Source organism: Streptomyces sp. NPDC001717 (assembly GCF_042892775.1).
In the GTDB taxonomy this organism is placed as follows: Bacteria; Actinomycetota; Actinomycetes; order Streptomycetales; family Streptomycetaceae; genus Streptomyces.
Map to the genome: position 1 here is coordinate 89,505 of NZ_JBIAUK010000028.1, position 21,744 is coordinate 111,248.

The 21,744-nt window shown below is 73.1% G+C and carries 18 protein-coding genes; 17 read left to right on the top strand and 1 reads right to left on the bottom strand.

Translation table 11 applies throughout. From position 1 onward, the window contains the following. Positions 1 to 97: 97 nt before the first annotated feature. A complete protein-coding gene (locus ACFYZL_RS31995) occupies positions 98 to 412 on the top strand; it encodes a hypothetical protein (protein ID WP_388683820.1) in 315 nt (104 codons plus the stop codon). A 39-nt stretch (positions 413 to 451) separates the two neighbouring features. On the opposite strand, the gene ACFYZL_RS32000 is transcribed toward ACFYZL_RS31995, so the two are convergent. Beyond that, positions 452 to 919: a nuclear transport factor 2 family protein gene (locus ACFYZL_RS32000; RefSeq protein WP_388683822.1), complete on the bottom strand. Its 468-nt coding sequence runs from the start codon at positions 917 to 919 to the stop codon at positions 452 to 454. A 105-nt stretch (positions 920 to 1,024) separates the two neighbouring features. On the opposite strand from ACFYZL_RS32000, the gene ACFYZL_RS32005 reads away from it, so the two are divergent. The 16 genes from ACFYZL_RS32005 to ACFYZL_RS32080 all read left to right on the top strand — a co-directional run. Continuing rightward, the gene (locus tag ACFYZL_RS32005; RefSeq protein ID WP_388683824.1) at positions 1,025 to 2,581 is read left to right on the top strand and encodes a class I adenylate-forming enzyme family protein; all 1,557 of its coding nucleotides are present in this window, start codon (positions 1,025 to 1,027) and stop codon (positions 2,579 to 2,581) included. Positions 2,582 to 2,649: 68 nt separating this feature from the next. After that, positions 2,650 to 4,341 (top strand): FAD-dependent oxidoreductase, encoded by a 1,692-nt coding sequence (locus tag ACFYZL_RS32010; RefSeq protein ID WP_388683826.1) that lies wholly within the window; start codon positions 2,650 to 2,652, stop codon positions 4,339 to 4,341. After that, complete coding sequence (locus ACFYZL_RS32015; RefSeq protein ID WP_384755365.1) at positions 4,338 to 5,141, top strand: SDR family NAD(P)-dependent oxidoreductase; 804 nt, start codon at positions 4,338 to 4,340, stop codon at positions 5,139 to 5,141. The genes ACFYZL_RS32010 and ACFYZL_RS32015 overlap by 4 nt, the downstream gene beginning before the upstream one ends. Beyond that, a complete protein-coding gene (locus ACFYZL_RS32020; protein WP_384755362.1) occupies positions 5,141 to 6,097 on the top strand; it encodes an aromatase/cyclase in 957 nt (318 codons plus the stop codon). Before ACFYZL_RS32015 ends, ACFYZL_RS32020 begins: the two co-directional genes overlap by 1 nt. 100 nt (positions 6,098 to 6,197) lie before the next feature. Then, positions 6,198 to 7,463, top strand: a complete 1,266-nt coding sequence (locus ACFYZL_RS32025; RefSeq protein WP_388683830.1) for a beta-ketoacyl-[acyl-carrier-protein] synthase family protein — start codon at positions 6,198 to 6,200, stop codon at positions 7,461 to 7,463. Beyond that, the gene (locus tag ACFYZL_RS32030; protein WP_384755356.1) at positions 7,460 to 8,689 is read left to right on the top strand and encodes a ketosynthase chain-length factor; all 1,230 of its coding nucleotides are present in this window, start codon (positions 7,460 to 7,462) and stop codon (positions 8,687 to 8,689) included. Before ACFYZL_RS32025 ends, ACFYZL_RS32030 begins: the two co-directional genes overlap by 4 nt. A 34-nt stretch (positions 8,690 to 8,723) precedes the next feature. Then, positions 8,724 to 8,996, top strand: a complete 273-nt coding sequence (locus tag ACFYZL_RS32035; protein ID WP_384755354.1) for an acyl carrier protein — start codon at positions 8,724 to 8,726, stop codon at positions 8,994 to 8,996. 160 nt (positions 8,997 to 9,156) lie between these two features. Continuing rightward, on the top strand, positions 9,157 to 10,071 hold the full coding sequence (locus tag ACFYZL_RS32040; protein ID WP_384755352.1) for an aromatase/cyclase: 915 nt from the start codon (positions 9,157 to 9,159) through the stop codon (positions 10,069 to 10,071). 21 nt (positions 10,072 to 10,092) lie between these two features. Further along, a complete protein-coding gene (locus ACFYZL_RS32045; protein WP_384755349.1) occupies positions 10,093 to 11,877 on the top strand; it encodes an acyl-CoA dehydrogenase in 1,785 nt (594 codons plus the stop codon). Beyond that, on the top strand, positions 11,874 to 12,782 hold the full coding sequence (locus tag ACFYZL_RS32050; RefSeq protein ID WP_384755348.1) for a 4'-phosphopantetheinyl transferase family protein: 909 nt from the start codon (positions 11,874 to 11,876) through the stop codon (positions 12,780 to 12,782). Before ACFYZL_RS32045 ends, ACFYZL_RS32050 begins: the two co-directional genes overlap by 4 nt. Before the next feature lie 88 nt (positions 12,783 to 12,870). Then, a complete protein-coding gene (locus ACFYZL_RS32055) occupies positions 12,871 to 14,796 on the top strand; it encodes a condensation domain-containing protein (protein WP_388683834.1) in 1,926 nt (641 codons plus the stop codon). A 1-nt stretch (position 14,797) separates the two neighbouring features. After that, on the top strand, positions 14,798 to 16,006 hold the full coding sequence (metK, locus tag ACFYZL_RS32060) for a methionine adenosyltransferase (RefSeq protein ID WP_388683836.1): 1,209 nt from the start codon (positions 14,798 to 14,800) through the stop codon (positions 16,004 to 16,006). 81 nt (positions 16,007 to 16,087) lie between these two features. Then, positions 16,088 to 17,080: a carbohydrate kinase family protein gene (locus ACFYZL_RS32065; RefSeq protein WP_384759035.1), complete on the top strand. Its 993-nt coding sequence runs from the start codon at positions 16,088 to 16,090 to the stop codon at positions 17,078 to 17,080. After that, the gene (metH, locus tag ACFYZL_RS32070; RefSeq protein ID WP_388683839.1) at positions 17,077 to 20,529 is read left to right on the top strand and encodes a methionine synthase; all 3,453 of its coding nucleotides are present in this window, start codon (positions 17,077 to 17,079) and stop codon (positions 20,527 to 20,529) included. Before ACFYZL_RS32065 ends, metH begins: the two co-directional genes overlap by 4 nt. A 26-nt stretch (positions 20,530 to 20,555) precedes the next feature. Then, positions 20,556 to 21,536, top strand: coding sequence for a methylenetetrahydrofolate reductase [NAD(P)H] (gene metF / locus ACFYZL_RS32075; protein WP_384759380.1), 981 nt, complete (start codon positions 20,556 to 20,558; stop codon positions 21,534 to 21,536). Between the two features lie 35 nt (positions 21,537 to 21,571). Further along, on the top strand, positions 21,572 to 21,744 hold a 173-nt coding region (locus tag ACFYZL_RS32080), incomplete at its 3' end, for an adenosylhomocysteinase (RefSeq protein WP_388683846.1).

Here is a 21,744-nt window from a genome sequence, read left to right on the forward strand (position 1 = left end):
TCCAGCCTCAGTGGGGAAGAACAGTCGGACGCAGCCGCCGCCTACCACCTTCCTACTCTCCCGGGGAGACCCGACGCAGCACCGAAGGACGAACACCATGTCACGCCAAAGCCCGTACCCCGAGCTCGAAGCTCTGCGTCTGCGGATAAGCGGACTGTCGCACCTCAAGCAAAACCTGCTGATGACGTACGCGATCTTCGGCGGGATGGACCACTCCGTGGAGATGACGGCCGCAGAGCTGGCTGAAATCGTCGGCATTCCCGCCTCGCACTTCTCCCGGAGCCGGCGCGAGCTGGAGGCGGAGGGGTGGGTGGAGTTCACGCACAAGGTGGGTCAGGTGAAGTTCTTCCGTCTCGGCGCGAAGGCCACCGGTCGGCGCGTGGTCGTTCCGCTGCGGCGGATCACCGGCTGACGTGCATCGCCGCGGCGTCGCGACGGGGGCCGGGACCGGCTACGGCAGGTCGTCGCGGGAGACCAGGCGGTGCGCCGTGCGCCAGCGGCCGCGGGAGCGGACCAGGGTGTCCTCCATGACGCACACCCGGTGCACCTTCGGGACGCCGTCCAGCGGGGTCATGTACACCAGGGCGTAGGCGCGGGTGCGGACCGTGCCGTCCGGGCGCTGCTCCACGTCGAGCATGCCGAGCCAGTGCCGCAGCCGCTCGCCCGTGCGCCGCGCCACGTCCTCGTTGTGGCGCACGCACGCCGCCAGCGCGGTCCGCCCGCGCACCGGCTCCGGCAGGGTCGGGACGTCGAAGACGGCCTCCTCGGTGAACGTCGCGGCCCACTGCTCGGCCCGGAACGCATCGAAGAGCTGCATCTGGTGCGCGTAGAACTGCTGGATCCCGGCATAGAGGACGCCGAACTCCACCTGTTCCCGCGCGGATCTGTCCATCGCGTCGATCGTCGTGGTCGGGGTCATGGTGCACAGCTTCTGCAGCGGACATCGAGCCCGCTTCGAATCCTTCTCAAGCGCCCCGGCCGAGGGTGGGGCACGTCCGATGAGGAGGATGAGGAGGGCCCTGCCGTGCCGAATTCCATCACGTACCCGCGGCTCCCCCTCGACGGGCTGCTGCGCCGGGCCGCCGAGCGCGATCCGGACGGCTGCGCCCTCAGGACCGCCGAGGGCGCGCTCACGTTCGCCGAACTCGACTCCCTCACCGACCGGTTCGCGGCGTGCGTCGCCCATCTGACCGGGCGGCCGGGAGCCCGGATCGGGGTGGCGAACACCCTCGGGCCGGAGTTCCCCGCCGCCTACTACGGCGCCGTGCGCGGCGGCGGCACGGCCGTGCTGGTCAACCCGCTGATCAAGGAGGCGGGGCTGCTGCACGTCTTCGCGGCCGCCGCCGTCGAGGTCGCCTTCGTGCCCCCCGCGACCGCCGCGCTGCTCGGGGCCCTGCGCGAACGGCTGCCGGCGCTGCGCGCGGTGGTCGTGGTCGGGCCGGAGGGAGACGGGCTTCCCGGCGGGCCGTCCACGGCCCCGTTCCCGGTGGCCGATCTCGACGCGGACGCCTGCGTGCAGTTCACCACCGGTACGACGGGACGGCCCCGCGGGGTCCGGCTCAGCCACCGCAACCTGGTGGTGAACGCCGCGCAGACCGCCGCCGCGCACCGGCTGGACGGCGGATCGGTCACCCTCAACCACCTGCCGCTCTTCCACACCATGCACCTGAACTCGGCCGTGTTCGCGGGCGCCACCCAGGTGCTGTGCACCAGCCCCGACCCGCTGGCCTCCCTCGCGCTGGCCGCCCGTACGGGAGCCACCCACTACTACGGGCTGCCCGCCCGACTGCACCGGCTCGCCGGGCAGCTCGCGCAGGCCGGCCCGTGGGCCGAGGGGGTGCCCGCCGGGCCCGCGCTGACGGCGGTGCTCTCCGGAGGCACCGCGCTCGCGCCCGCCACGGCCGCGGCGCTCTCCGCGCGGCTCGGCGTACCCGTCGTCCAGGGCTACGGGATGGCCGAACTGTCGCCGCTCTCGCACAGCCAGAGCCCCGACGGAGGCCCGGCCGGCTCCGTCGGCCGGGCCGTGCCCGGCACCGAATGCCGCGTCGTGGACCTGGAGGGCCGGCAGCCGCTGGGCGCGTGCGCCACCGGCGAGGTCCAGGTGCGCGGACCCCAGCTGATGGCCGGATACCTGGATCCGGAAGAGGACTCGGGTGTCGACGGCGAGGGCTGGCTGTCCACCGGGGACATCGGATACGTCGACGAGCACGGCGAGCTGTTCCTCGTCGACCGGATCGGGGACGTCTTCAAGTACGACAACGAACTCGTCTCGCCGACCACCGTCGAGAGCGTCCTCGCCGAGGACCCGCGGGTGGCCGACTGCGTGGTCACCGGCTGGCCCGACCCCGTACACGGCGCCGTGACCTGGGCCGGGATCGTACTGCGCGAACCCTACGCACCGCGCCTCCTCGACACCCTCGACTCGATCGTCGACGGCGCCAACCGGCGCCTCGCCCGCTTCGAGCGGATCCGCCGCGTCGAGGTCGTCGACGCCGTGCCCCGCACACCCGTCGGCAAGCCGGAGCGGCGCCGGCTCCGGCAGGCCCTGCACAGCCGGGCCGCCCTCGAAGCCGCCGTCTGAACGCCGTACGAGCCGTACCGCTTTTCGAGCCGCATGCACCGCCCGGAGAGAGAGGGACCGCCATGGTGATGTCCGACCAGACCTCGGTGCTCGTCGTGGGAGCGGGGCCCGTGGGCCTCACCGCCGCCCACGAACTGGCCCGCAGGGGCATCCGCGTACGGCTCGTCGACGCGGCGCCCGGACCGGCCGCGACCAGCCGGGCGGTCGCGGTCCACCCGCGCACCCTGGAGACCTTCGACCAGATGGGCGTCGCCGGGCCGGTGCTGGAGAGCGGCCGCCACAACAAGGCCTTCACCATGTACGCCGGCGGGCGACGCCTGGTGCGGCTCGAAGCCGACTACTCCTCGATGCCCACCCGCTTCCCGTTCACCGTCGTCATCGAGCAGACCCGCACCGAGGAACTGCTGCGCGAGGCCTGCGGACGGCTCGGCGTCACCCCCGAATGGGGCGTGCGGTTGACCGGCCTGCGCCAGGACGAGCACGGGGTGCGGGCCCGCCTGGAGCACGCGGACGGCCGGACCGAGGAGTACGCGACCGGTTGGCTCGTCGGCTGCGACGGCGGCCACAGCACCGTCCGCAAGGAGATCGGGCTCGAGCTGATCGGCGAATCCAGCGAGACCTGGGAACTGGCCGACGCACAGGTCGACTTCGACCTGCCGCCCGACACCATCTACTGGGTGCACACCGGCGGCCAGGCCCTGATGATGGTGCCCTACCTGCGCGACGGCCACTGGCGGCTGCTCGACACCGCGCCCACCGCCCGCGCCGGCACCACCGGAGCCGCCCACGACCTCGCGAGCGCCGAACGCTTCTCCGCCCGGCTCAGCGCGGGCCTCGGCCGCGAGGTGCGCGTCGGCCGGCCCGAATGGACCTCCGTCTTCACCTTCCAGCAGCGCATGGTGCCCCGCATGCACGAAGGCCGCGTCTTCGTCGCCGGCGACGCCGCGCACGTCCACAGCCCCGCCTCCGGCCAGGGCATGAACACCGGCATCCAGGAGGCCTACAACCTCGCCTGGAAGCTCGCCATGACCGCGCACGGCCGCGCGGGGCGGGCCCTGCTCGACACGTACTCGGAGGAACGGGTGCCCGTCGGGCGCAGGCTCCTCGGCTCCACCAAGCAGGCGACCTTCCTCGTCCAACTCAAGAACAACCTGGCCGGGGTGATGCTCCCGGCCGTCTTCTCCGTCGTGCGCGGCGCGCCGCCGCTGCGCCGCAAGATCCAGCGCAAGGTCCTCGGCGGGATGTCCGGGCTGCTCCTCGGCTACCCCGACTCCTCCCTGAACGCGGCCGGCGACGACGGGCTGCGGGTGCCCGCCGGATCGCGTGCCGCCGCCGTCGCCGCCGCCCTCCCCGCGGGCCCGGCGGCCACCGCGCTGCACGCCGAACTCCGCGACATCCGCTGGACCCTGCTGTACGCGCCCGACGGCGACGAGGCGAGCGCCGCCGCCGACGGCGCCGCCGCCGGCGCCCGGGACTGGCTCTCGGTCCGGGCCGTCGGCGCCACCGCCGGCAGCGCGCCCTGGCCGCTGCCCGACCCCGACGGCAGGCTGCGCGACGCACTGGGCCTCGCCTCCGGCGGCTGGGTGCTGATCCGCCCCGACGGCTACGTCGCCTCCAGCGGCCGCAGCCTCACCGCGCGGCGGCTGGAGGACGCCCTGGCGGTGCTCGGTCCAGCGCTCCTCCACCGCTCCTCGAACGCCTCCCCAGCGGATCGGGACACGGTCAGGACAACCACCCGAGTCCTGGAGGGACGACGATGACGGCGACGACTGACGACGCGGTGCCCGCCACCCCCGTGGCCCTGGTCACCGGTGCGACCAGCGGGATCGGCCTGGCCGTGGCCCGGGACCTGGGCCGGCGCGGCCACCGGGTGTTCCTGTGCGCCCGCGACCGGGTGGCCGTCAAGCAGACCGTCGAGGACCTGCGCGCGGAGGGCCTGGAGGTCGAGGGCACGGCGGCCGACGTCCGCGTGAAGGAGGACGTCGTACGGCTCGTCGCGGCGGCCGTCGAGACCTTCGGCCCCATCAGCGTCCTCGTCAACAACGCCGGGCGCAGCGGCGGCGGCCGCACCGCCGAACTCGCCGACGAGCTCTGGTACGACATCATCGACACCAACCTCAACAGCGTGTTCCTGGTGACCCGGGAGGCGCTGCGCGGCGGCGGGCTCGGCACCGGCGCCCACGGCCGCATCATCAACATCGCCTCCACCGCGGGCAAGCAGGGCGTGGTGCTCGGCGCTCCGTACACGGCCTCCAAGCACGCCGTCGTCGGCTTCACCAAGTCCCTCGGCAAGGAGCTCGCCACCACCGGCACCACCGTCAACGCGGTCTGTCCGGGATACGTCGAGACGCCGATGGCCGCCCGGGTGCGCGCCGGGTACGCGGGCGTCTGGGACAAGACCGAGGAGGAGGTCCTGGAGGAGTTCGAGGCGAAGATCCCGCTGGGCCGCTACTCGACCCCCGAGGAGGTCGCCGCCCTCGTCGGCTACCTGACCACGCCGCTCGCGGCATCGATCACGGCCCAGGCGCTCAACGTCTGCGGCGGGCTGGGGAACTTCTGATGACCACCTCCCTCTCGGAGACCGGGCGCCCGCACCGCACCTCGCACGCGATCGAGGTCGCCGCCCCGGCGGGCGTGGTCTACGGCCTGATCGCGGACGCCGCCAAGTGGCCGCTGTACTTCCCGCCCAACGTCCACGTGGAGCGGCTCGCCTTCGACGGGGTGCACGAGCACCTCGCCGTGTGGGCCACCGCCAACGGCCGGACCACGTCGTGGACCTCCCGCCGCCTCCTCGACGCGGCCGCCCGCCGGATCGAGTTCCGCCAGGAGGTGCCCGCCGCCCCGCTGTCGGCGATGACCGGCACCTGGGCCGTGGAGGCGCTGGGCGCCGAACGCTCCCGGCTGACCCTGCTCCACGAGTTCTCCGTGGCGGGCGACCGGGCCGAGGACGTGGACTGGGTGAACCGGGCCACCGACACCAACAGCCGCGCCGAGCTGGGCAACATCGCCCGCCTCGGGGAGCGCTGGGGGCGGCTCGACGCCCTCGTCATGTCCTTCGAGGACACCGTCCACGTGGCGGCGCCCCCCCGGGACGTCTACGCCTTCCTGGAGAAGGTCGGCGACTGGCCCGAGCTGCTCCCGCACGTCTCCCGGCTCGACGTGACGCAGGACGGCCCGGTGCAGGTGATGTCGATGGACACGCTGACCGCCGACGGCTCCGCGCACACCACCGACTCGGTGCGCGTCTGCTTCCCCGAGGCCGGCCGCATCGTCTACAAGCAGACCCGCACCCCCGCCCTCATGGAGGCCCACACCGGCTCCTGGACCGTGACCGGCGACGCGCACGGCACCGTCGCCACCTCCCGGCACAGCGTCGTCCTGCGCGAGGACACCATCACCGCCGTGCTCGGGGAGGACGCCGACCTGCGCTCGGCGCGCGCCTACGTCCGTACGGCACTGGGCCGCAACAGCACCGCCACGCTCAATTTCGCCAAGCGGTACGCAGAGGGCCGCTAGCGGGTCTGTTGCCGGAGGGCGGCGGCGGCTCCAGCCGTCCTCCAGTGCGGTCGTCGACGCTCGAAGACCGGTACGGGCAACCAACTCGCGGGGGGCAGCGATGAGACGCGTGGTCATCACCGGCATCGGGGTCGTCGCCCCGGGCAAGCCCGGCACCAAGGAGTTCTGGTCCCTGCTGACGTCCGGGCGCACCGCGACCCGCACCATCACCCTCCTCGACCCCGCCCCCTACCGCTCTCAGGTCGCCGCCGAGGCAGACTTCGACCCGCTGGAGCACGGCTTCGGACCGTCGGATGTCCATCGGCTCGACCGGGCGGTGCAGTTCGCCCTGGTCAGCGCACGCGAGGCGCTGGCCGACAGCGGGGTGGCGGGGACGCTCGACCCCACCCGGTGCGGGGTGACCCTGGGCAGCGCACTGGGTTGCACCACCGGTCTGGAACGCGAGTACGCCACCGTCAGCGACCGCGGCGGACGGTGGCTCGTGGACCACGCCCGGGCCGCCGAGCAGCTCTACGACTACTTCGTGCCCTCGTCGATGGCGGCCGAGGTCGCCCGCGCCGCGGGCGCCCGGGGGCCGGTCTCCCTCGTCTCCACCGGCTGCACCTCCGGCCTGGACGCCATCGGGCACGCCGTCGACCTGGTCCGCGAGGGCAGCGCCGACGTGGTGGTCACCGGGGCCGCCGAGGCACCGATCTCACCCATCAGCCTGGCCTGCTTCGACGCGATCAAGGCGACCACGCCCCGCAACGACGACCCGGCCGGCGCCTCACGGCCCTTCGACCGCACCCGCAACGGATTCGTCCTCGGCGAGGGCGCGGCCGTCCTCGTCATCGAGGAGCTGGAACACGCCCGGCGGCGCGGCGCGCACGTCTACGCCGAGATCGCCGGTTTCGCCTCCCGCAGCAACGCCTACCACATGACCGGGCTGCGCCCCGAGGGCACGGAGATGGCCGAGGCGATCCGTCTCGCCCTCGACGAGGCACGGCTGGACCCGAGCGCCGTCGACTACGTCAACGCCCACGGCTCCGGCACCAAGCAGAACGACCGGCACGAGACCGACGCCTTCAAGCGCAGCCTCGGCGAACGCGCCCACCAGGTACCCGTCAGCTCGATCAAGTCGATGATCGGGCACTCCCTCGGCGCGGTCGGCGCCCTCGAAGTGGCCGCCTGCGCCCTCACCATCGAACACGGCGTCGTCCCGCCGACCGCGAACCTGCACGAACCCGACCCGGCCTGCGACCTCGACTACACCCCGCTCACCGCCCGCGAACAGCGCACGGACACCGTCCTGACGGTCGGCAGCGGCTTCGGCGGCTTCCAGAGCGCCATGATCCTGACCCGCCCGAGCCTGAAGGCAGCCGTATGAACGCCGTCCTCGCAGCGCCCGCGACCACCGCCGTCTTCACCGGGATCGGAGTCGCGGCCCCCGGAGGGCTCGGCACCCGGGCCTGGTGGGCCGCCGTCCTGCGCGGCGAGAGCGGCATCGGGCCCGTCACCCGCTTCGACGCCTCCCCGTACCCCGTCCGCATCGCCGGGGAAGTGCCCGGCTTCGTCGACGAGGACCACGTCTCCAGCCGGCTCCTGCCCCAGACCGACCGGGTGACCAGGCTGTCGCTGGCCGCCGCACAGGAAGCCATCGACGACTCCGGCGCCGAGATCACCGCCCTGCCCCCGTACGCGGCGGGCGTGGTCACCGCGAACTCCTCCGGCGGCTTCGAGTTCGGCCACCGCGAACTCCAGGCCCTGTGGAGCCAGGGCCCGCAGCACGTCAGCGCGTACCAGTCCTTCGCCTGGTTCTACGCCGTCAACAGCGGCCAGATCTCCATCAAGCACGGGCTGCGCGGCGCCTCCGGCGTCGTCGTCTCCGAACAGGCCGGCGGCCTCGACGCGGTGGCGCACGCCCGCCGCCAGCTCCGCAAGGGAGCCCGCCTCGTGGTGACCGGCGGCCTCGACTCCGCCCTGTGCCCCTGGGGCTGGGCCGCCCACCTCGCCGGCGGCTCCCTGAGCACCGTCGCCGACCCCGCCCGGGCCTACCTGCCCTTCGACGAGGACGCCTCCGGCCACGTCGTCGGCGAGGGCGGTGCGCTGCTCGTCATGGAGGACGCCGCGAGCGCCGCCGCCCGCGGCGCCCGCGTGTACGGCAGCCTCGCCGGGCACGCGGCCACCTTCGACGCCTCCCCGCACGAGCCGCGCCTCGCCGACGCCGCACGACTCGCGCTCGCCGACGCCGGGATCGGACCCGCCCACGTCGACCTGGTCTTCGCGGACGCCGCGGGCGAACGGGCGGCCGACCGCGCCGAAGCCGAGGCCATCGCCGCCGTGTTCGGCCCGTACGCGGTGCCCGTCACCGCACCCAAGAGCATGGCCGGACGGCTCTCCTCGGGCGGCGCCGCCCTCGACCTCGCGGCCGCCCTGCTCGCCCTGCGCGACCAGGTGATCCCGCCGACCACCGGCACCGTGCGGCCCGCCGCCGACTGCCCCGTGGACCTGGTCACCGGCACCCCGCGCACCGGGAAGGCGCTGCGCACCGCGCTGGTGCTGGCCCGCGGCCGGGGCGGCTTCAACGCGGCGGCCGTCGTCCGCGCCGCCTGACACACGACACACGCAACGGAAGAGAGGCAGTTCCATGGGACAGGAGCAGTTCGAACTGGCGGACCTGGTCAGGCTGCTGCGCGAATGCGCGGGCGAGGCCGAGGGGGCCGACCTCGACGGCGACATCCTCGACACGTCGTTCGGGGACCTCGGCTACGACTCGCTGGCGATGCTGGAGACCACCGGCCGCGTCGAGCGCGACCACGCCGTCGTACTCGACGAGGAGGAACTCGACGAGGCGTACACCCCGCGCCGCTACCTCGACATGGTCAACCGGGCACTGGCCGCTTCGCGGGCCTCCGTCTGACCGCCGGGTCGGCCCGGACAGCCGTCGACCCCTCACCGAACGGTCCTCGAGCGGCCTTCCAGCCGCCTTCCGGCGCGCTCCGGCACATTCGTGACCCCAGGGCGAGAGAGGTGGACCGATGTCACTCGAGCGGACACATCACAGGGCTTACACGGTGGACATGGACGCACCCGCCGGCGTGGTGTACGGACTGATCGCCGACACCACCCAGTGGCCCCTGCTCATGCCTCCGAGCGTGCACGTCGAACGGCTCGACTTCGATGGGACCGAGGACCGGTTCCAGATGTGGGTCACCGCCAACGGCGAGGTCAAGTCGTGGTTCTCCCGCCGGGCCATGGACCCCGTGGGCCGCCGCGTCGAGTTCCGCCAGGAGACCCCCGCGGCGCCCGCGCTCAGCCTGGGCGGCCGCTGGACCGTGGAGGAGCTCGGGGCCGGCCGGTCGAGGCTCACCCTCGACCACGACTTCACCGTGGCGGAGGACCGGCCCGACGACGCCGCCTGGGTGGGGCTCGCCACCGACACCAACAGCCGCGCCGAACTGGACCGGATCAAGGAGGCCGCCGAGCGCTGGGAGCGCCTCGACGACCTCGTCCTCACCTTCGAGGACGAGATCAAGGTGCAGGCGCCGCCGGAGCTCGTCTACGACTTCCTGTACCGCGCCGACGCCTGGCCCGCGCACCTGTCCCACGTCACCCGAGCCGAGGTCACCGAGGACGCCCCCGGCATCCAGCACCTCACCACGGACACCATCGGCGCCGACGGCGTCCGGCAGACCACCGAATCCGTGCGGATCTGCTTCCCGGCCGCCTACCGGCTCGTCTACAAGGAGACCCCGGCCACCCCGCTGTTCGCCGCGCACACCGGCGAGTGGGCGCTGTTCCCCGACGAGACCGGCGTCACCGCCGTCTCCCGGCACAGCGTCCTGCTGCGCGAGGAAGCCGTCGAGGCGGTCTTCGGCCCCGGCGCGAACCTCGCCGACGCCCGTGCGTACGTCCGCCGGGCGCTCGGCCGCGACAGCACGGCCACGCTGGCCGTCGCCGCACAGCACGCGGAATCCGCCGTCCGCAGCCTCTGACCGGGGAGTTGAGCTCCGCACATGACGACCTCCCTGGCCCCCGCCGGCCCGCACGCCCGCCCGCCCGTCACCCTCGCCGGGCAGCTCGGCGCCCCCGAGGCGGCCGCCCGCGCCGCCCGCCTCGAAACGCTCCTCGGTGATCCGCACGACCCGGCCAACCCGCACGGGATCGCGGCCCTCGCCGAGGCCGACGCCCGGCGCACGCCCCCGGCCGCCACCGAGGAACTGCTCGCCGGGGCGCGGCTCGGCGCCGAGTTCGTGCCCGCCGGCGACGGCGGCCGGCTCACGCGCGCCGACCTGCTCGCACAGGTGCTGCGCCCCGTGTTCCGGCGCGACGTGGCCCTCGGTTTCGGGTACGGCATCACCTCGCTGTTCGCCGCCGCCCCCGTATGGGCCGAGGGCGGCGCCGAGCAGCGCGCGGAACTCGCGGCGGTGCTGCTGGGCGGGGGCCGGGCGTCGATCGTGCACCACGAGCTCGCCCACGCCAACGGCATCCTGCGCGACGAGTTCACCGCCGAACCGGAGCCCGCCGGCGGCTACCGGCTCGGCGGCAGCAAGGACGTCATCCTCAACGCGGCCCGCTCCGGCGCGTACGTCGTCTATGCGCGCACCGCCCCGGCCCGCGGCCCGCGCAGCCACTCCGTCTTCCTGCTCGGCACGGACGCCATCGCGGACGCCCGCGCGGCGGGCCGGCTCACCCATCTGCCGCGCGTCCCCATGAACGGCATGCGCGGGGGCCTCTTCTCCGGGCTGCGGTTCGAGGACTTCCCGCTGCCCGGGCACGCCCTGGTCGGCGCCGAGGGCCAGGGCGTGGCCCTGGCACTGCGCACCTTCCAGGTCAACCGCTGCCTGATCCCCTCCCTGGCGGTCGCCGCGGCGGACACCGTCCTGCACTCCGCCGTACGGGCCGTCACCGAGGGCCGCACCGCACCCCTGGCCCGGCGCTGGCACAAGCCGCTCGCCGGGGTGTTCGCCGACCTGCTGGCCGCCGACAGCATGGCCGGCGTGTCGCTGCGCGCCCTCAGCCTGCTGCCCGAGCACGTCAACGTACTGGCCGCGGCCGTCAAGTACGTCGTGCCCGACATGATCCGGGAGGACCTGGAGGAACTGGCCGGCGTCCTCGGCGGCCACGGATACGTGCGCGGCGACGCCCAGTACGGGGCCCTCGACAAGCTGGTGCGCGACCTTCCGGTGGCCGGCCTCGGCCACGCCGGGACCGCCGCCTGCCAGGCCGTCATCGTGCCCCAGCTGCGCACCCTCGCCGAACGCTCCTGGTTCCGCATGCCCGAGCCGCCGCCCGGCCTCTTCGGCGGCGGGGCGCAGCTGCCCGCCCTGGACTACCGGCAGCTGGGCATCGCCGGCGGCGACGACTTCCTGGCGGCGACCCTCGTCGGCGCCGCCGACCGGCTCGGCGGGGCCCGGCCGTTCGGCGGCCAGATGGCCGCGCTCGCCGAACTCGCCGACGGGTTCGTGGCCGAGCTGCGCGAACTGCGCACCCGGTGCGCGGCCCTGCCGTCGGGCCGGGCCACACAGGCCGGCCCCGGAGTGGCGGTGCTCGCCGACCGGTACGCGCTGGTCCTGGCGGCCGCCTCGGTCCTCGGGATCTGGGAGGCGCAGGACGGCTCCGACGCCTTCCTCGCCGACCCGGCGTGGGCGGTGCTCGCGCTCACTCGGATCGGCAGCCGCCTCGGCATCGCCGTGCCCGACCTGCCCGAGGGCTGCCTCGCCCAGGTGCTCGACGAGCTGATCCGCCGCCACCTCGCGGGCCGCAGCTACGACCTGGACGGGACGGAGCTCGTCCGATGAACCCCGCACCCGCCGATCCGGCGCTCGTCGATCCGGCGCTCGTCGATCAGGCATTCGTCGATCCGGCGTTCGTCGGTCCGGCACCGGTCAACCTGGCGGCGGCGCCGCCCGTCCACGTCACCGGCCCCGGCGGCCCCTGGGAAGAGGTCTCCGCCGGGCTGGAGTCGCGCGGCAGCGTCGTCGTGTACGCGACGTGGGGGGAGTGGCTGACGGCGGCCCTCGCCGACACCTCGCTGCGCCCGCTGCTCGGCCGCGACTGGCAGCGCTACCGGCGCACCCCCGACGCGGCGGTCCGCTACCGCTTCGTCACCTCGCGCATGGTCGTCAAGTACACGGCGGCCGCGGCGCTGCGCACCGAACCGGCCGCGCTCGACCTGTCGTACCGGATCGGCGGACGCCCGTACATCCGCGGCATGAGCCAGATCGACCTCAGCCTCAGCCACACCGAGGACATCATCGCGGTGGGGCTCAGCCGGATCGGCCGGATCGGCGTGGACGTCGAACCGGCCGGCAGGCGGATGTCCTTCGAGCTGCTGCGGGACCGCGTGTGCATCCCCTCCGAGGCCGCCGAACTCGGCCGGATGCCCCCGGACCGGCAGGCCGCCGAGATGCTGCGGCTGTGGACCCTCAAGGAGGCCTACACCAAGGCCCTGGGACAGGGACTGAGGCTGGGGTTCACGGAGTTCGGCTTCGGCCTGTCCGACGGCGCGTTCCTCGGGCCGGACGGCCGGCCGGCGGCGGGGGAGGCCTCCTGGTGGTTCGCCACGCACCACGTGCTGGGGCGGTACCTGCTCAGCACGGCCTGTTCCGACGCGGGACTGGACCCCGCCGGCGACACGGCCGTCGACACGATGTTCGACGAGGGCTTCATGCAAGCCGTGGAGGCCGAACTCGAAGCCGGCTGAGACCCCCGAGACCCCCCAGAGACCGCGATCGCCACGCGCCGACAGGAAAACCGGCAGGAATCCCGACAGGAGAGGAGGAATGAACGCGATGAGCGCGGCTCGCCAGAGCTTCCGCACGGGCACCGGCCCGCGCCCGCTGCCCGTCCCCGCCTCGGCCCTCCAACGGGACCTGCTGCTCGACACGCTGGTCCGCCCGGGCGCCGGCGTCCACACCGGGCAGCTGCTGGTGCGCTGGTACGGGCCCCTGGACGCGGCCCGCTTCACCGCGGCCTGGCAGGCGCTCCACGACTCGGACGCCGCCCTGCGCACCGCGCTCGCCGACCCCGCCGGCGGGCTGCCCGCGATGGCCGTCCATCCGCGGGTCGAGCCCCGGATCACGCACGCGCACCCGGACGGCGCCGACTGGCACACCCTCGTCCAGGAGGAGCGGCTGAGGGAGTTCGACCTGCGCCGGCCGGGGCAGCTGCGCATCCTGCTGCTGGAGGGGACCGCGCCGCCCGGGGCCACGCGGATCCTGTTCACCTACCACCACGCCTTCCTCGACGGGCGCAGCGTGCGCGGGCTGCTGCGGGCTTTCCTGCGCGCCTACCTCGCCGACGGCCGCCCGCTGGGCGGCGAGCGCCGTCCCGACGTACGCGACCACGCTGACTGGCTTGCCCGTCAGGACACCTCCACCGCCCGGGAGTTCTGGTCCCGGGCCGCCCCGCCGCCCGGGTCCGCGACCCTGCCCGCGCTGCGCTCCGCGCTCGCGGGAGAGCCGGACCGGTCCGGCCACGGGTGGAGCCGGGAACGGCTCACCCGGTCCGAGGCCGAGCGGCTGCGGGCCTGGGCGGCCGGCCGGGGGGCGAGCGAGTCGACGGCCCTGCACGCGGTGTGGGCGCTGCTGCTGTACCGGGCCGCCGTCGACGGCGGGCACCCGGACCCGGTGCCCGTCGCGTTCTCCGCGGCCGTCTCGGGCCGGGGCATCGGCCTCGCCGGCGCCGAGCTGCTCTCCGGAACGCTGCGCAGTTCGCTCCCGCTCTCGGTGCGCATGCGCGCCTCGACGCCGCTGACGCTGCTGCTGGAGGAGCTCGGCGGGCAGGCACTGGACCGGGCGGCGTACGAATGGGTGTCCGCGGGCCAGATCGAGGAATGGGCGGGCCGGCACGACGGCACGGAGGCCACGCCGCCCGTCGAATCCCTCGTCGTCCTCGAACCGGGGTACGGGACCGACGCCGCCTTCGACGCCGTCGCGCACGAACTCGCCGCCGAGGGCGTACGGGTCGACGCGCCCGAGGTGATCGAAGGGCACGCCGCCGTGCCCTTCACCCTCGTCGCCCACCACGACTCCGGGGGCGGGCTCCTCCTCACCGGCATCCACGACCGCGACGGCCTCCCGGACGCCGCCGCGGCCGCCCTGCTCGCCCAGGCCGCCATGCTGATCGGCTCCCTGCCCGACGGGCGGACCGCCCAGGACGTGGCCGGGGCGCTGGAGCTGCTCGACGGCGTGCCCGTACCCCTGGCACGGCCCCGACCGGCCGCTCCGGCGCGGATCCTGCGGGCGGCCGCCCGCCCCGGGGCGGGCACGATCTGCCTGCTGCCGCCGCCGGGTGCACCGCCCGGCTGCTACGACGGGCTCCCCGAGCTCTACGACGGCCCGCAGGCCCTGGCCACCCTGGGCAGCGCGCCCGACGGGCAGGACGCGGTCCGGTGCCTGCGGGCCCTGCGGCCCGCGCTCGCCCGGGGCGAACCGGTGCTGCTCGGCGGCTTCTCCGGAGCCGGCGACGCCGCCCGGCAGGCCGCCGAACGCGTCGCCGCACACGGCTGGCCCGCACCGCCCGTCGCGATCGCCGGGGCCGCCGACGGCGGCCCGGGCCCGCTGCGGACGCTGGCCCGTGCGCTGGCGGCCGTGGTGCGCAGTCCGCGCTTCACGTCCGCCGCCTCCGCCTCGGCTGCCGTGCCGCAGACGCGGCCCCCGGACCCCTCAGACCCCTCAGCTCCCTCAGTCCCCTCCGTTCCCAACCACCAGGAGTGACATGTCCCGCCGTCTGTTCACCTCGGAGTCCGTGACCGAGGGCCACCCCGACAAGATCGCCGACCAGATCAGCGACACGATCCTCGACGCGCTCCTCGCCGAGGACCCGACCTCGCGCGTCGCGGTGGAGACCCTCATCACCACCGGCCTCGTGCACATAGCGGGCGAGGTGACGACGAAGGCGTACGCGCCCATCGCCAAGCTCGTCCGCGAGAAGGTCCTGGAGATCGGGTACGACTCCTCGCAGAAGGGCTTCGACGGCGCCTCCTGCGGCGTCTCCGTCTCCATCGGCGCGCAGTCCCCGGACATCGCGCAGGGCGTCGACACCGCCTACGAGAACCGGGTGGAGGGCGATGAGGACGAGCTCGACAAGCAGGGCGCCGGCGACCAGGGCCTGATGTTCGGCTACGCCACCGACGAGACCCCCGAGCTGATGCCGCTCCCCATCCACCTCGCGCACCGGCTCTCCCGCCGGCTCTCCGAGGTCCGCAAGAACGGCACGCTGCCCTACCTGCGCCCGGACGGGAAGACCCAGGTCACCATCGAGTACGACGGCGACACGGCCGTCCGCCTCGACACCGTCGTCGTCTCCTCGCAGCACGCCGCCGACATCGACCTGGAGGGGCTGCTGGCCCCCGACGTCCAGGAGCACGTGGTCGAGTACGTCCTCGCCCAGCTCGCCGAGGACGGCATCAAGCTCCAGACCGAGGGCTACCGCCTGCTCGTCAACCCGACCGGCCGGTTCGAGATCGGCGGCCCGATGGGTGACGCGGGCCTGACCGGCCGCAAGATCATCATCGACACCTACGGCGGCATGGCCCGCCACGGCGGCGGTGCCTTCTCCGGCAAGGACCCGTCGAAGGTCGACCGTTCCGCCGCCTACGCGATGCGCTGGGTCGCCAAGAACGTGGTCGCCGCCGGCCTCGCCTCGCGCTGCGAGGTCCAGGTCGCGTACGCCATCGGCAAGGCCGAGCCCGTCGGCCTCTTCGTCGAGACCTTCGGCACGGAGAAGACCGAGATCACCAAGATCCAGGCCGCGATCTCCGAGGTCTTCGACCTGCGTCCGGCCGCGATCATCCGCGACCTCGACCTGCTGCGCCCGATCTACGCCCAGACCGCCGCCTACGGCCACTTCGGCCGCGAGCTGCCGGACTTCACCTGGGAGCGCACCGACCGCGCCGAAGCCCTCAAGGCCGCCGCCGCCCGCTGACGGTCCACCCTTTCTCCCCTTCCGCCGCCGCCCCACCCCGCCGACAGCGAGAGCCCGGCCCGACACGCCCCAGGAGAACCCGTGCGTATTGCGGTGACAGGATCCATCGCGACGGATCACCTCATGGCCTTTCCGGGCCGGTTCGTCGACCAGCTCCTTCCCGACCAGCTGGAACACGTCTCGCTGTCTTTCCTCGTCGACTCCCTGGAGGTCCGGCGGGGCGGGGTGGCGGCCAACATCTCCTACGGCCTCGGAGTGCTCGGGCTCGCCCCGCTGCTCGTCGGCGCCGTGGGCCCGGACTTCGGCGAGTACGAGGTCTGGCTCAAGGAACACGGTGTGGACACCGGCGGGGTGCACGTCTCCGCCGACCACCAGACCGCCCGCTTCATGTGCATGACCGACCAGGACTCCAACCAGATCGCCTCCTTCTACGCCGGCGCCATGGCCGAGGCCGCCGACATCGACCTGCGGCGGCTCGTCGCCGACGGCGGCCCCCTGGACCTGGTCCTGGTGTCCCCCAACGACCCGGCGGCGATGGTCCGCCATACGCAGGAGTGCCGCGCCCTGGGCATCCCCTTCGCCGCCGACCCCTCCCAGCAGCTCGCCCGGCTCTCCGGCGACGAGGTGCGCAGCCTGGTCGAGGGCGCCCGCTGGCTCTTCACGAACGAGTACGAGTCCGCGCTGCTGCGCGAACGCGCCGGGTGGACGGCGGAGGAGGTGCTCGCCCGCGTCGACACCTGGGTGACCACCCTCGGCTCGAAGGGCGTGCGCATCGAACGCCAGGGCGTCCCGGCCGTCGTCGTGGACGCCATCCCCGACGTCCCCGCCGAGGACCCGACCGGCGTCGGGGACGCCTTCCGCTCCGGCTTCCTCGCCGCTACGGCCAAGGACCTGCCGCTGGAGGCGGCCGCCCGCCTCGGCTGCGCGATGGCCGCGCTGGTGCTGCGGGCCGTCGGCTCGCAGTCGTACGAAGCCGACCACGCCGAACTGCTGCGCACGGTGCGGACGGTGTACGGGCGCGACGCCGAGCAGCAGCTGGAAGCCGTACTGGGCCCGCGGGGAGGCACCTCATGAACCGGGTCGACGCACTGCGCGAGGCGTTCGCCACGCGCGTGGTCGTCGCCGACGGAGCCATGGGAACGATGCTCCAGGCGCAGGACCCCTCGATGGAGGACTTCCAGCAGCTCGAAGGCTGCAACGAGGTCCTGAACGTGACGCGGCCCGACATCGTGCGCACGGTCCACGAGGCGTACTTCTCGGTGGGCGTCGACTGCGTGGAGACGAACACCTTCGGTGCGAACTACGCGGCGCTGGCCGAGTACGACATCGCGGAGCGCAACTTCGAGCTGTCCGAGGCGGGCGCCCGGATCGCCCGCGAGGTCGCCGACGAGTTCACCGCCTCGACCGGTCAGCAGCGCTGGGTGCTCGGCTCCATGGGGCCGGGGACGAAACTGCCGACGCTGGGCCACATCACGTACGACCAGATCCGCGACGCCTACCAGGTCAACGCGGAGGGCCTGCTCACGGGTGGAGCCGACGCGCTGATCGTGGAGACCACGCAGGACCTGCTCCAGACGAAGTCGGCCATCATCGGCGCCCACCGCGCCATGGCCGCCCTCGGAATGTCCGTGCCGCTGATCTGCTCGGTCACGGTGGAGACCACCGGCACGATGCTGCTGGGCTCGGAGATCGGTGCGGCGCTGACCGCGCTGGAGCCGTTGGGCATCGACATGATCGGTCTGAACTGCGCGACGGGCCCGGCGGAGATGAGCGAGCACCTGCGCTACCTCGCCCGCAACGCGCGCGTGCCGATCTCCTGCATGCCGAACGCGGGCCTGCCGGTGCTGACGAAGGACGGGGCGCACTACCCCCTGTCGGCCTCCGAGATGGCCGATGCCCAGGAGGGCTTCGTGCGCGAGTACGGGCTCTCGCTGGTCGGCGGCTGTTGCGGTACCACCCCGGAGCACCTGCGCCAGGTGGTCGATCGGGTGCGCGGGGCGGCGGTCACCGCACGGACCCCGCAGCCGGAGCCGGGTGCGGCGTCGCTGTACCAGACGGTGCCGTTCCGGCAGGACACCTCGTACATGGCGATCGGTGAGCGGACGAACGCGAACGGGTCGAAGAAGTTCCGCGAGGCGATGCTGGAGGCGCGTTGGGACGACTGCGTGGAGATGGCGCGGGACCAGATCCGCGAGGGCGCGCACATGCTCGACCTGTGCGTGGACTACGTGGGTCGTGACGGCGTCGCGGACATGCAGGAGCTGGCCGGCCGGTTCGCGACCGCCTCCACGCTGCCGATCGTCCTGGACTCCACCGAGGTCCCGGTGATCCAGGCGGGTCTGGAGAAGCTGGGTGGCCGTGCGGTCATCAACTCGGTCAACTACGAGGACGGCGACGGCCCCGAATCCCGCTTCGCGAAGGTGACCCGCCTCGCGCGGGAGCACGGTGCGGCGCTGATCGCGTTGACCATCGACGAGCAGGGTCAGGCCCGGACGGTCGAGCACAAGGTCGCGATCGCCGAGCGCCTCATCGAGGACCTCACCACCAACTGGGGGATCCGCGAGTCGGACATCCTCATCGACACCCTGACGTTCACGATCTGCACCGGTCAGGAGGAGTCCCGGGGCGACGGCATCGCCACGATCGAGTCGATCCGCGAACTCAAGCGCCGCCACCCCGACGTCCAGACCACGCTGGGTCTGTCGAACATCTCGTTCGGTCTGAACCCGGCCGCCCGTGTGCTGCTGAACTCGGTCTTCCTCGACGAGTGCGTGAAGGCCGGCCTGGACTCGGCGATCGTCCACGCCTCGAAGATCCTGCCGATCGCCCGCTTCGACGAGGAGCAGGTCAACACCGCGCTCGACCTGATCTACGACCGCCGCGCCGAGGGTTACGACCCGCTGCAGAAGCTGATGGCCCTCTTCGAGGGCGTCAACACCAAGTCCCTGAAAGCCGGCCGCGCCGAGGAACTCCTCGCCCTGCCGCTGGACGAGCGCCTTCAGCGCCGCATCATCGACGGCGAGAAGAACGGTCTCGAAGCCGACCTCGATGAAGCACTCGTCGAGCGCCCGGCTCTGGAGATCGTCAATGACACGTTGCTGGAGGGCATGAAGGTCGTCGGTGAGCTCTTCGGCTCGGGCCAGATGCAGCTGCCGTTCGTGCTCCAGTCGGCCGAGGTCATGAAGACCGCGGTGGCTTACCTGGAGCCGCACATGGAGAAGTCGGACGCGGAGGGCAAGGGCACGATCGTGCTGGCCACCGTCCGAGGCGATGTCCACGACATCGGCAAGAACCTCGTCGACATCATCCTGACGAACAACGGCTACAACGTCGTCAACATCGGCATCAAGCAGCCGGTCTCCGCGATCCTGGAGGCCGCGCAGGAGCACAAGGCCGACGTCATCGGCATGTCGGGTCTCCTCGTGAAGTCGACCGTGATCATGAAGGAGAACCTGGAGGAGCTGAACCAGCGCAAGCTGGCCGCCGACTACCCCGTCATCCTCGGCGGCGCCGCGCTCACCCGCGCCTACGTCGAGCAGGACCTCCACGAGATCTATGAGGGCGAAGTCCGCTACGCCCGCGACGCCTTCGAAGGCCTGCGCCTGATGGACGCGCTCATGGGCGTCAAGCGCGGAGTCCCCGGAGTCGAGCTGCCGCCTCTGAAGCAGCGCCGCGTCGCCAAGCGGGACACGGCCGCCCTCCAGGTGGCGGAGCCCGATCCGGGAGGCCGGTCCGATGTGGTCGTGGACAACCCGGTGCCCGCCCCGCCGTTCTGGGGCACGCGTGTGGTCAAGGGCATCCCGCTCAAGGAGTACGCGTCCTGGCTCGACGAGACCGCCCTGTTCAAGGGCCAGTGGGGTCTGAAGGACGCCGACACCATCGATTCCGACGGCCGGCCCCGGCTGCGCGGTTGGCTCGACCGGCTGCACACCGACGGACTGCTCGAAGCGGCCGTCGTGCACGGGTACTTCCCGTGCGTCTCCAAGGGCGAGGACCTGATCATCCTCGACGACAACGGCTCCGAGCGGACCCGCTTCACCTTCCCCCGCCAGGGCCGCGGCCGCCGGCTGTGCCTGGCCGACTTCTTCCGCCCGGAGGACTCCGGCGAGACCGACGTCGTCGGCCTCCAGGTCGTCACCGTCGGTTCGAGGATCGGCGAGGAGACGGCCCGGCTCTTCGCCGCCGACGCCTACCGCGAGTACATGGAGCTGCACGGTCTCTCCGTCCAGCTCGCCGAGGCCCTCGCCGAGTACTGGCACGCCCGCGTACGTACCGAACTGGGCATCGCAGGATCGGATCCGACGTCCATGGCAGGCATGTTCCGCACCGAGTACCAGGGCTGCCGCTACTCCCTCGGCTACCCCGCCTGCCCCGACCTGGAGGACCGCGCGAAGATCGCCGACCTCCTCCGGCCGGAGCGGATCGGCGTGCACCTCTCGGAGGAGTTCCAGCTCCACCCCGAGCAGTCCACCGACGCCATCGTCATCCACCACCCCGAAGCCTCGTACTTCAACGCGCGCTGACCCGTACAGAACGGAAAGGATCGAGCATGGGAGCCGTCCTCACCCAGCACCCGGCGCTCTCGCCCCCGGCGACCGCGACCGCGCCCGCGAGCCCGCCCGCGACCCAGTCCACAAACGCGGTCGTACCCGCGGCCCGTCCCGACGTGCGCGAGCTGCTGGCCAGTGGACGGCGCTCGTTCTCCTTCGAGTTCTTCCCGCCGAAGACGGAGGCCGGGGAGCGCACGCTCTGGAAGGCGATCCGGCGCATCGAGGCGCTCTCGCCGTCCTTCGTCTCCGTCACGTACGGCGCGGGGGGCTCCTCCCGCGACCGTACGGTCGAGGTCACCAAGCGGATCGCGGCCGAGACCACGCTGCGCCCGGTGGCCCACCTGACGGCGGTCGGTCACTCGGTCGCCGAACTGCGCCACATCATCGGCCAGTACGCGGACGCCGGGATCCGGGACGTCCTCGCCCTGCGCGGTGACCCGCCCGGCGACCCGAAGGGGGTGTGGACCCCGCACCCGGACGGTTTCACGCACGCGCACGAACTCGTCAGCCTGATCCGCAGGCTCGGCGACTTCACGGTGGGCGTGGCCGCCTTCCCCGAGCGCCACCCGCGCTCACCGGGCTGGACCGAGGACATCCGGCACTTCGCCGCCAAGTGCCGGGCGGGCGCCGACTACGCGATCACGCAGATGTTCTTCCAGGTGGAGGACTACCTGCGGCTGCGCGACCGGCTGGCCGCCGTCGGCTGTCTCACCCCGGTGATCCCCGAGATCATGCCCGCCACCGACGTACGGCAGATCAGCCGCTTCTCCGAGCTGAGCGACGCCCACTTCCCCGAACACCTCGCGAGCCGCCTGGAGGCGGTGGCGGGTGACGCTGCCGCCGGCCACGCCATCGGGGTGGAGTACGCGACCGCCATGGCCGAGCGGCTGCTGGCCGAGGGCGCGCCCGGCCTGCACTACATCACCCTCAACCGCTCCACGGCGACCCGAGAGATCCACCAGAACCTGAACGTCAACTGACGCTGCACGCTGCCGCCCACACTCCGGAGTAGTCCATGCCCAGCCAGTCCACCGACACCACCGCCACCGCCGAATTCACCGACTTCAAGGTCGCCGACATCTCCCTGGCCGCGTTCGGCCGCAAGGAGATCACCCTGGCCGAGCACGAGATGCCCGGTCTGATGTCGATCCGGCGGGAGTACGCGGCGTCGCAGCCGCTGGCCGGCGC

What these genes read in the sequence shown, in the direction of transcription:
- ACFYZL_RS31995 (WP_388683820.1), top strand. Translation starts at nt 98, where the DNA reads ATGTCACGCCAAAGCCCGTACCCCGAGCTCGAAGCTCTGCGTCTGCGG.
- ACFYZL_RS32020 (WP_384755362.1), top strand. Translation starts at nt 5,141, where the DNA reads ATGACCACCTCCCTCTCGGAGACCGGGCGCCCGCACCGCACCTCGCAC.
- ACFYZL_RS32010 (WP_388683826.1), top strand. Translation starts at nt 2,650, where the DNA reads ATGTCCGACCAGACCTCGGTGCTCGTCGTGGGAGCGGGGCCCGTGGGC.
- ACFYZL_RS32015 (WP_384755365.1), top strand. Translation starts at nt 4,338, where the DNA reads ATGACGGCGACGACTGACGACGCGGTGCCCGCCACCCCCGTGGCCCTG.
- ACFYZL_RS32035 (WP_384755354.1), top strand. Translation starts at nt 8,724, where the DNA reads ATGGGACAGGAGCAGTTCGAACTGGCGGACCTGGTCAGGCTGCTGCGC.
- ACFYZL_RS32050 (WP_384755348.1), top strand. Translation starts at nt 11,874, where the DNA reads ATGAACCCCGCACCCGCCGATCCGGCGCTCGTCGATCCGGCGCTCGTC.
- ACFYZL_RS32000 (WP_388683822.1), bottom strand. Translation starts at nt 919, where the DNA reads ATGACCCCGACCACGACGATCGACGCGATGGACAGATCCGCGCGGGAA.
- ACFYZL_RS32040 (WP_384755352.1), top strand. Translation starts at nt 9,157, where the DNA reads ATGGACGCACCCGCCGGCGTGGTGTACGGACTGATCGCCGACACCACC.
- ACFYZL_RS32030 (WP_384755356.1), top strand. Translation starts at nt 7,460, where the DNA reads ATGAACGCCGTCCTCGCAGCGCCCGCGACCACCGCCGTCTTCACCGGG.
- ACFYZL_RS32025 (WP_388683830.1), top strand. Translation starts at nt 6,198, where the DNA reads ATGAGACGCGTGGTCATCACCGGCATCGGGGTCGTCGCCCCGGGCAAG.
- ACFYZL_RS32045 (WP_384755349.1), top strand. Translation starts at nt 10,093, where the DNA reads ATGACGACCTCCCTGGCCCCCGCCGGCCCGCACGCCCGCCCGCCCGTC.
- metK (WP_388683836.1), top strand. Translation starts at nt 14,798, where the DNA reads ATGTCCCGCCGTCTGTTCACCTCGGAGTCCGTGACCGAGGGCCACCCC.
- metF (WP_384759380.1), top strand. Translation starts at nt 20,556, where the DNA reads ATGGGAGCCGTCCTCACCCAGCACCCGGCGCTCTCGCCCCCGGCGACC.
- metH (WP_388683839.1), top strand. Translation starts at nt 17,077, where the DNA reads ATGAACCGGGTCGACGCACTGCGCGAGGCGTTCGCCACGCGCGTGGTC.
- ACFYZL_RS32055 (WP_388683834.1), top strand. Translation starts at nt 12,871, where the DNA reads ATGAGCGCGGCTCGCCAGAGCTTCCGCACGGGCACCGGCCCGCGCCCG.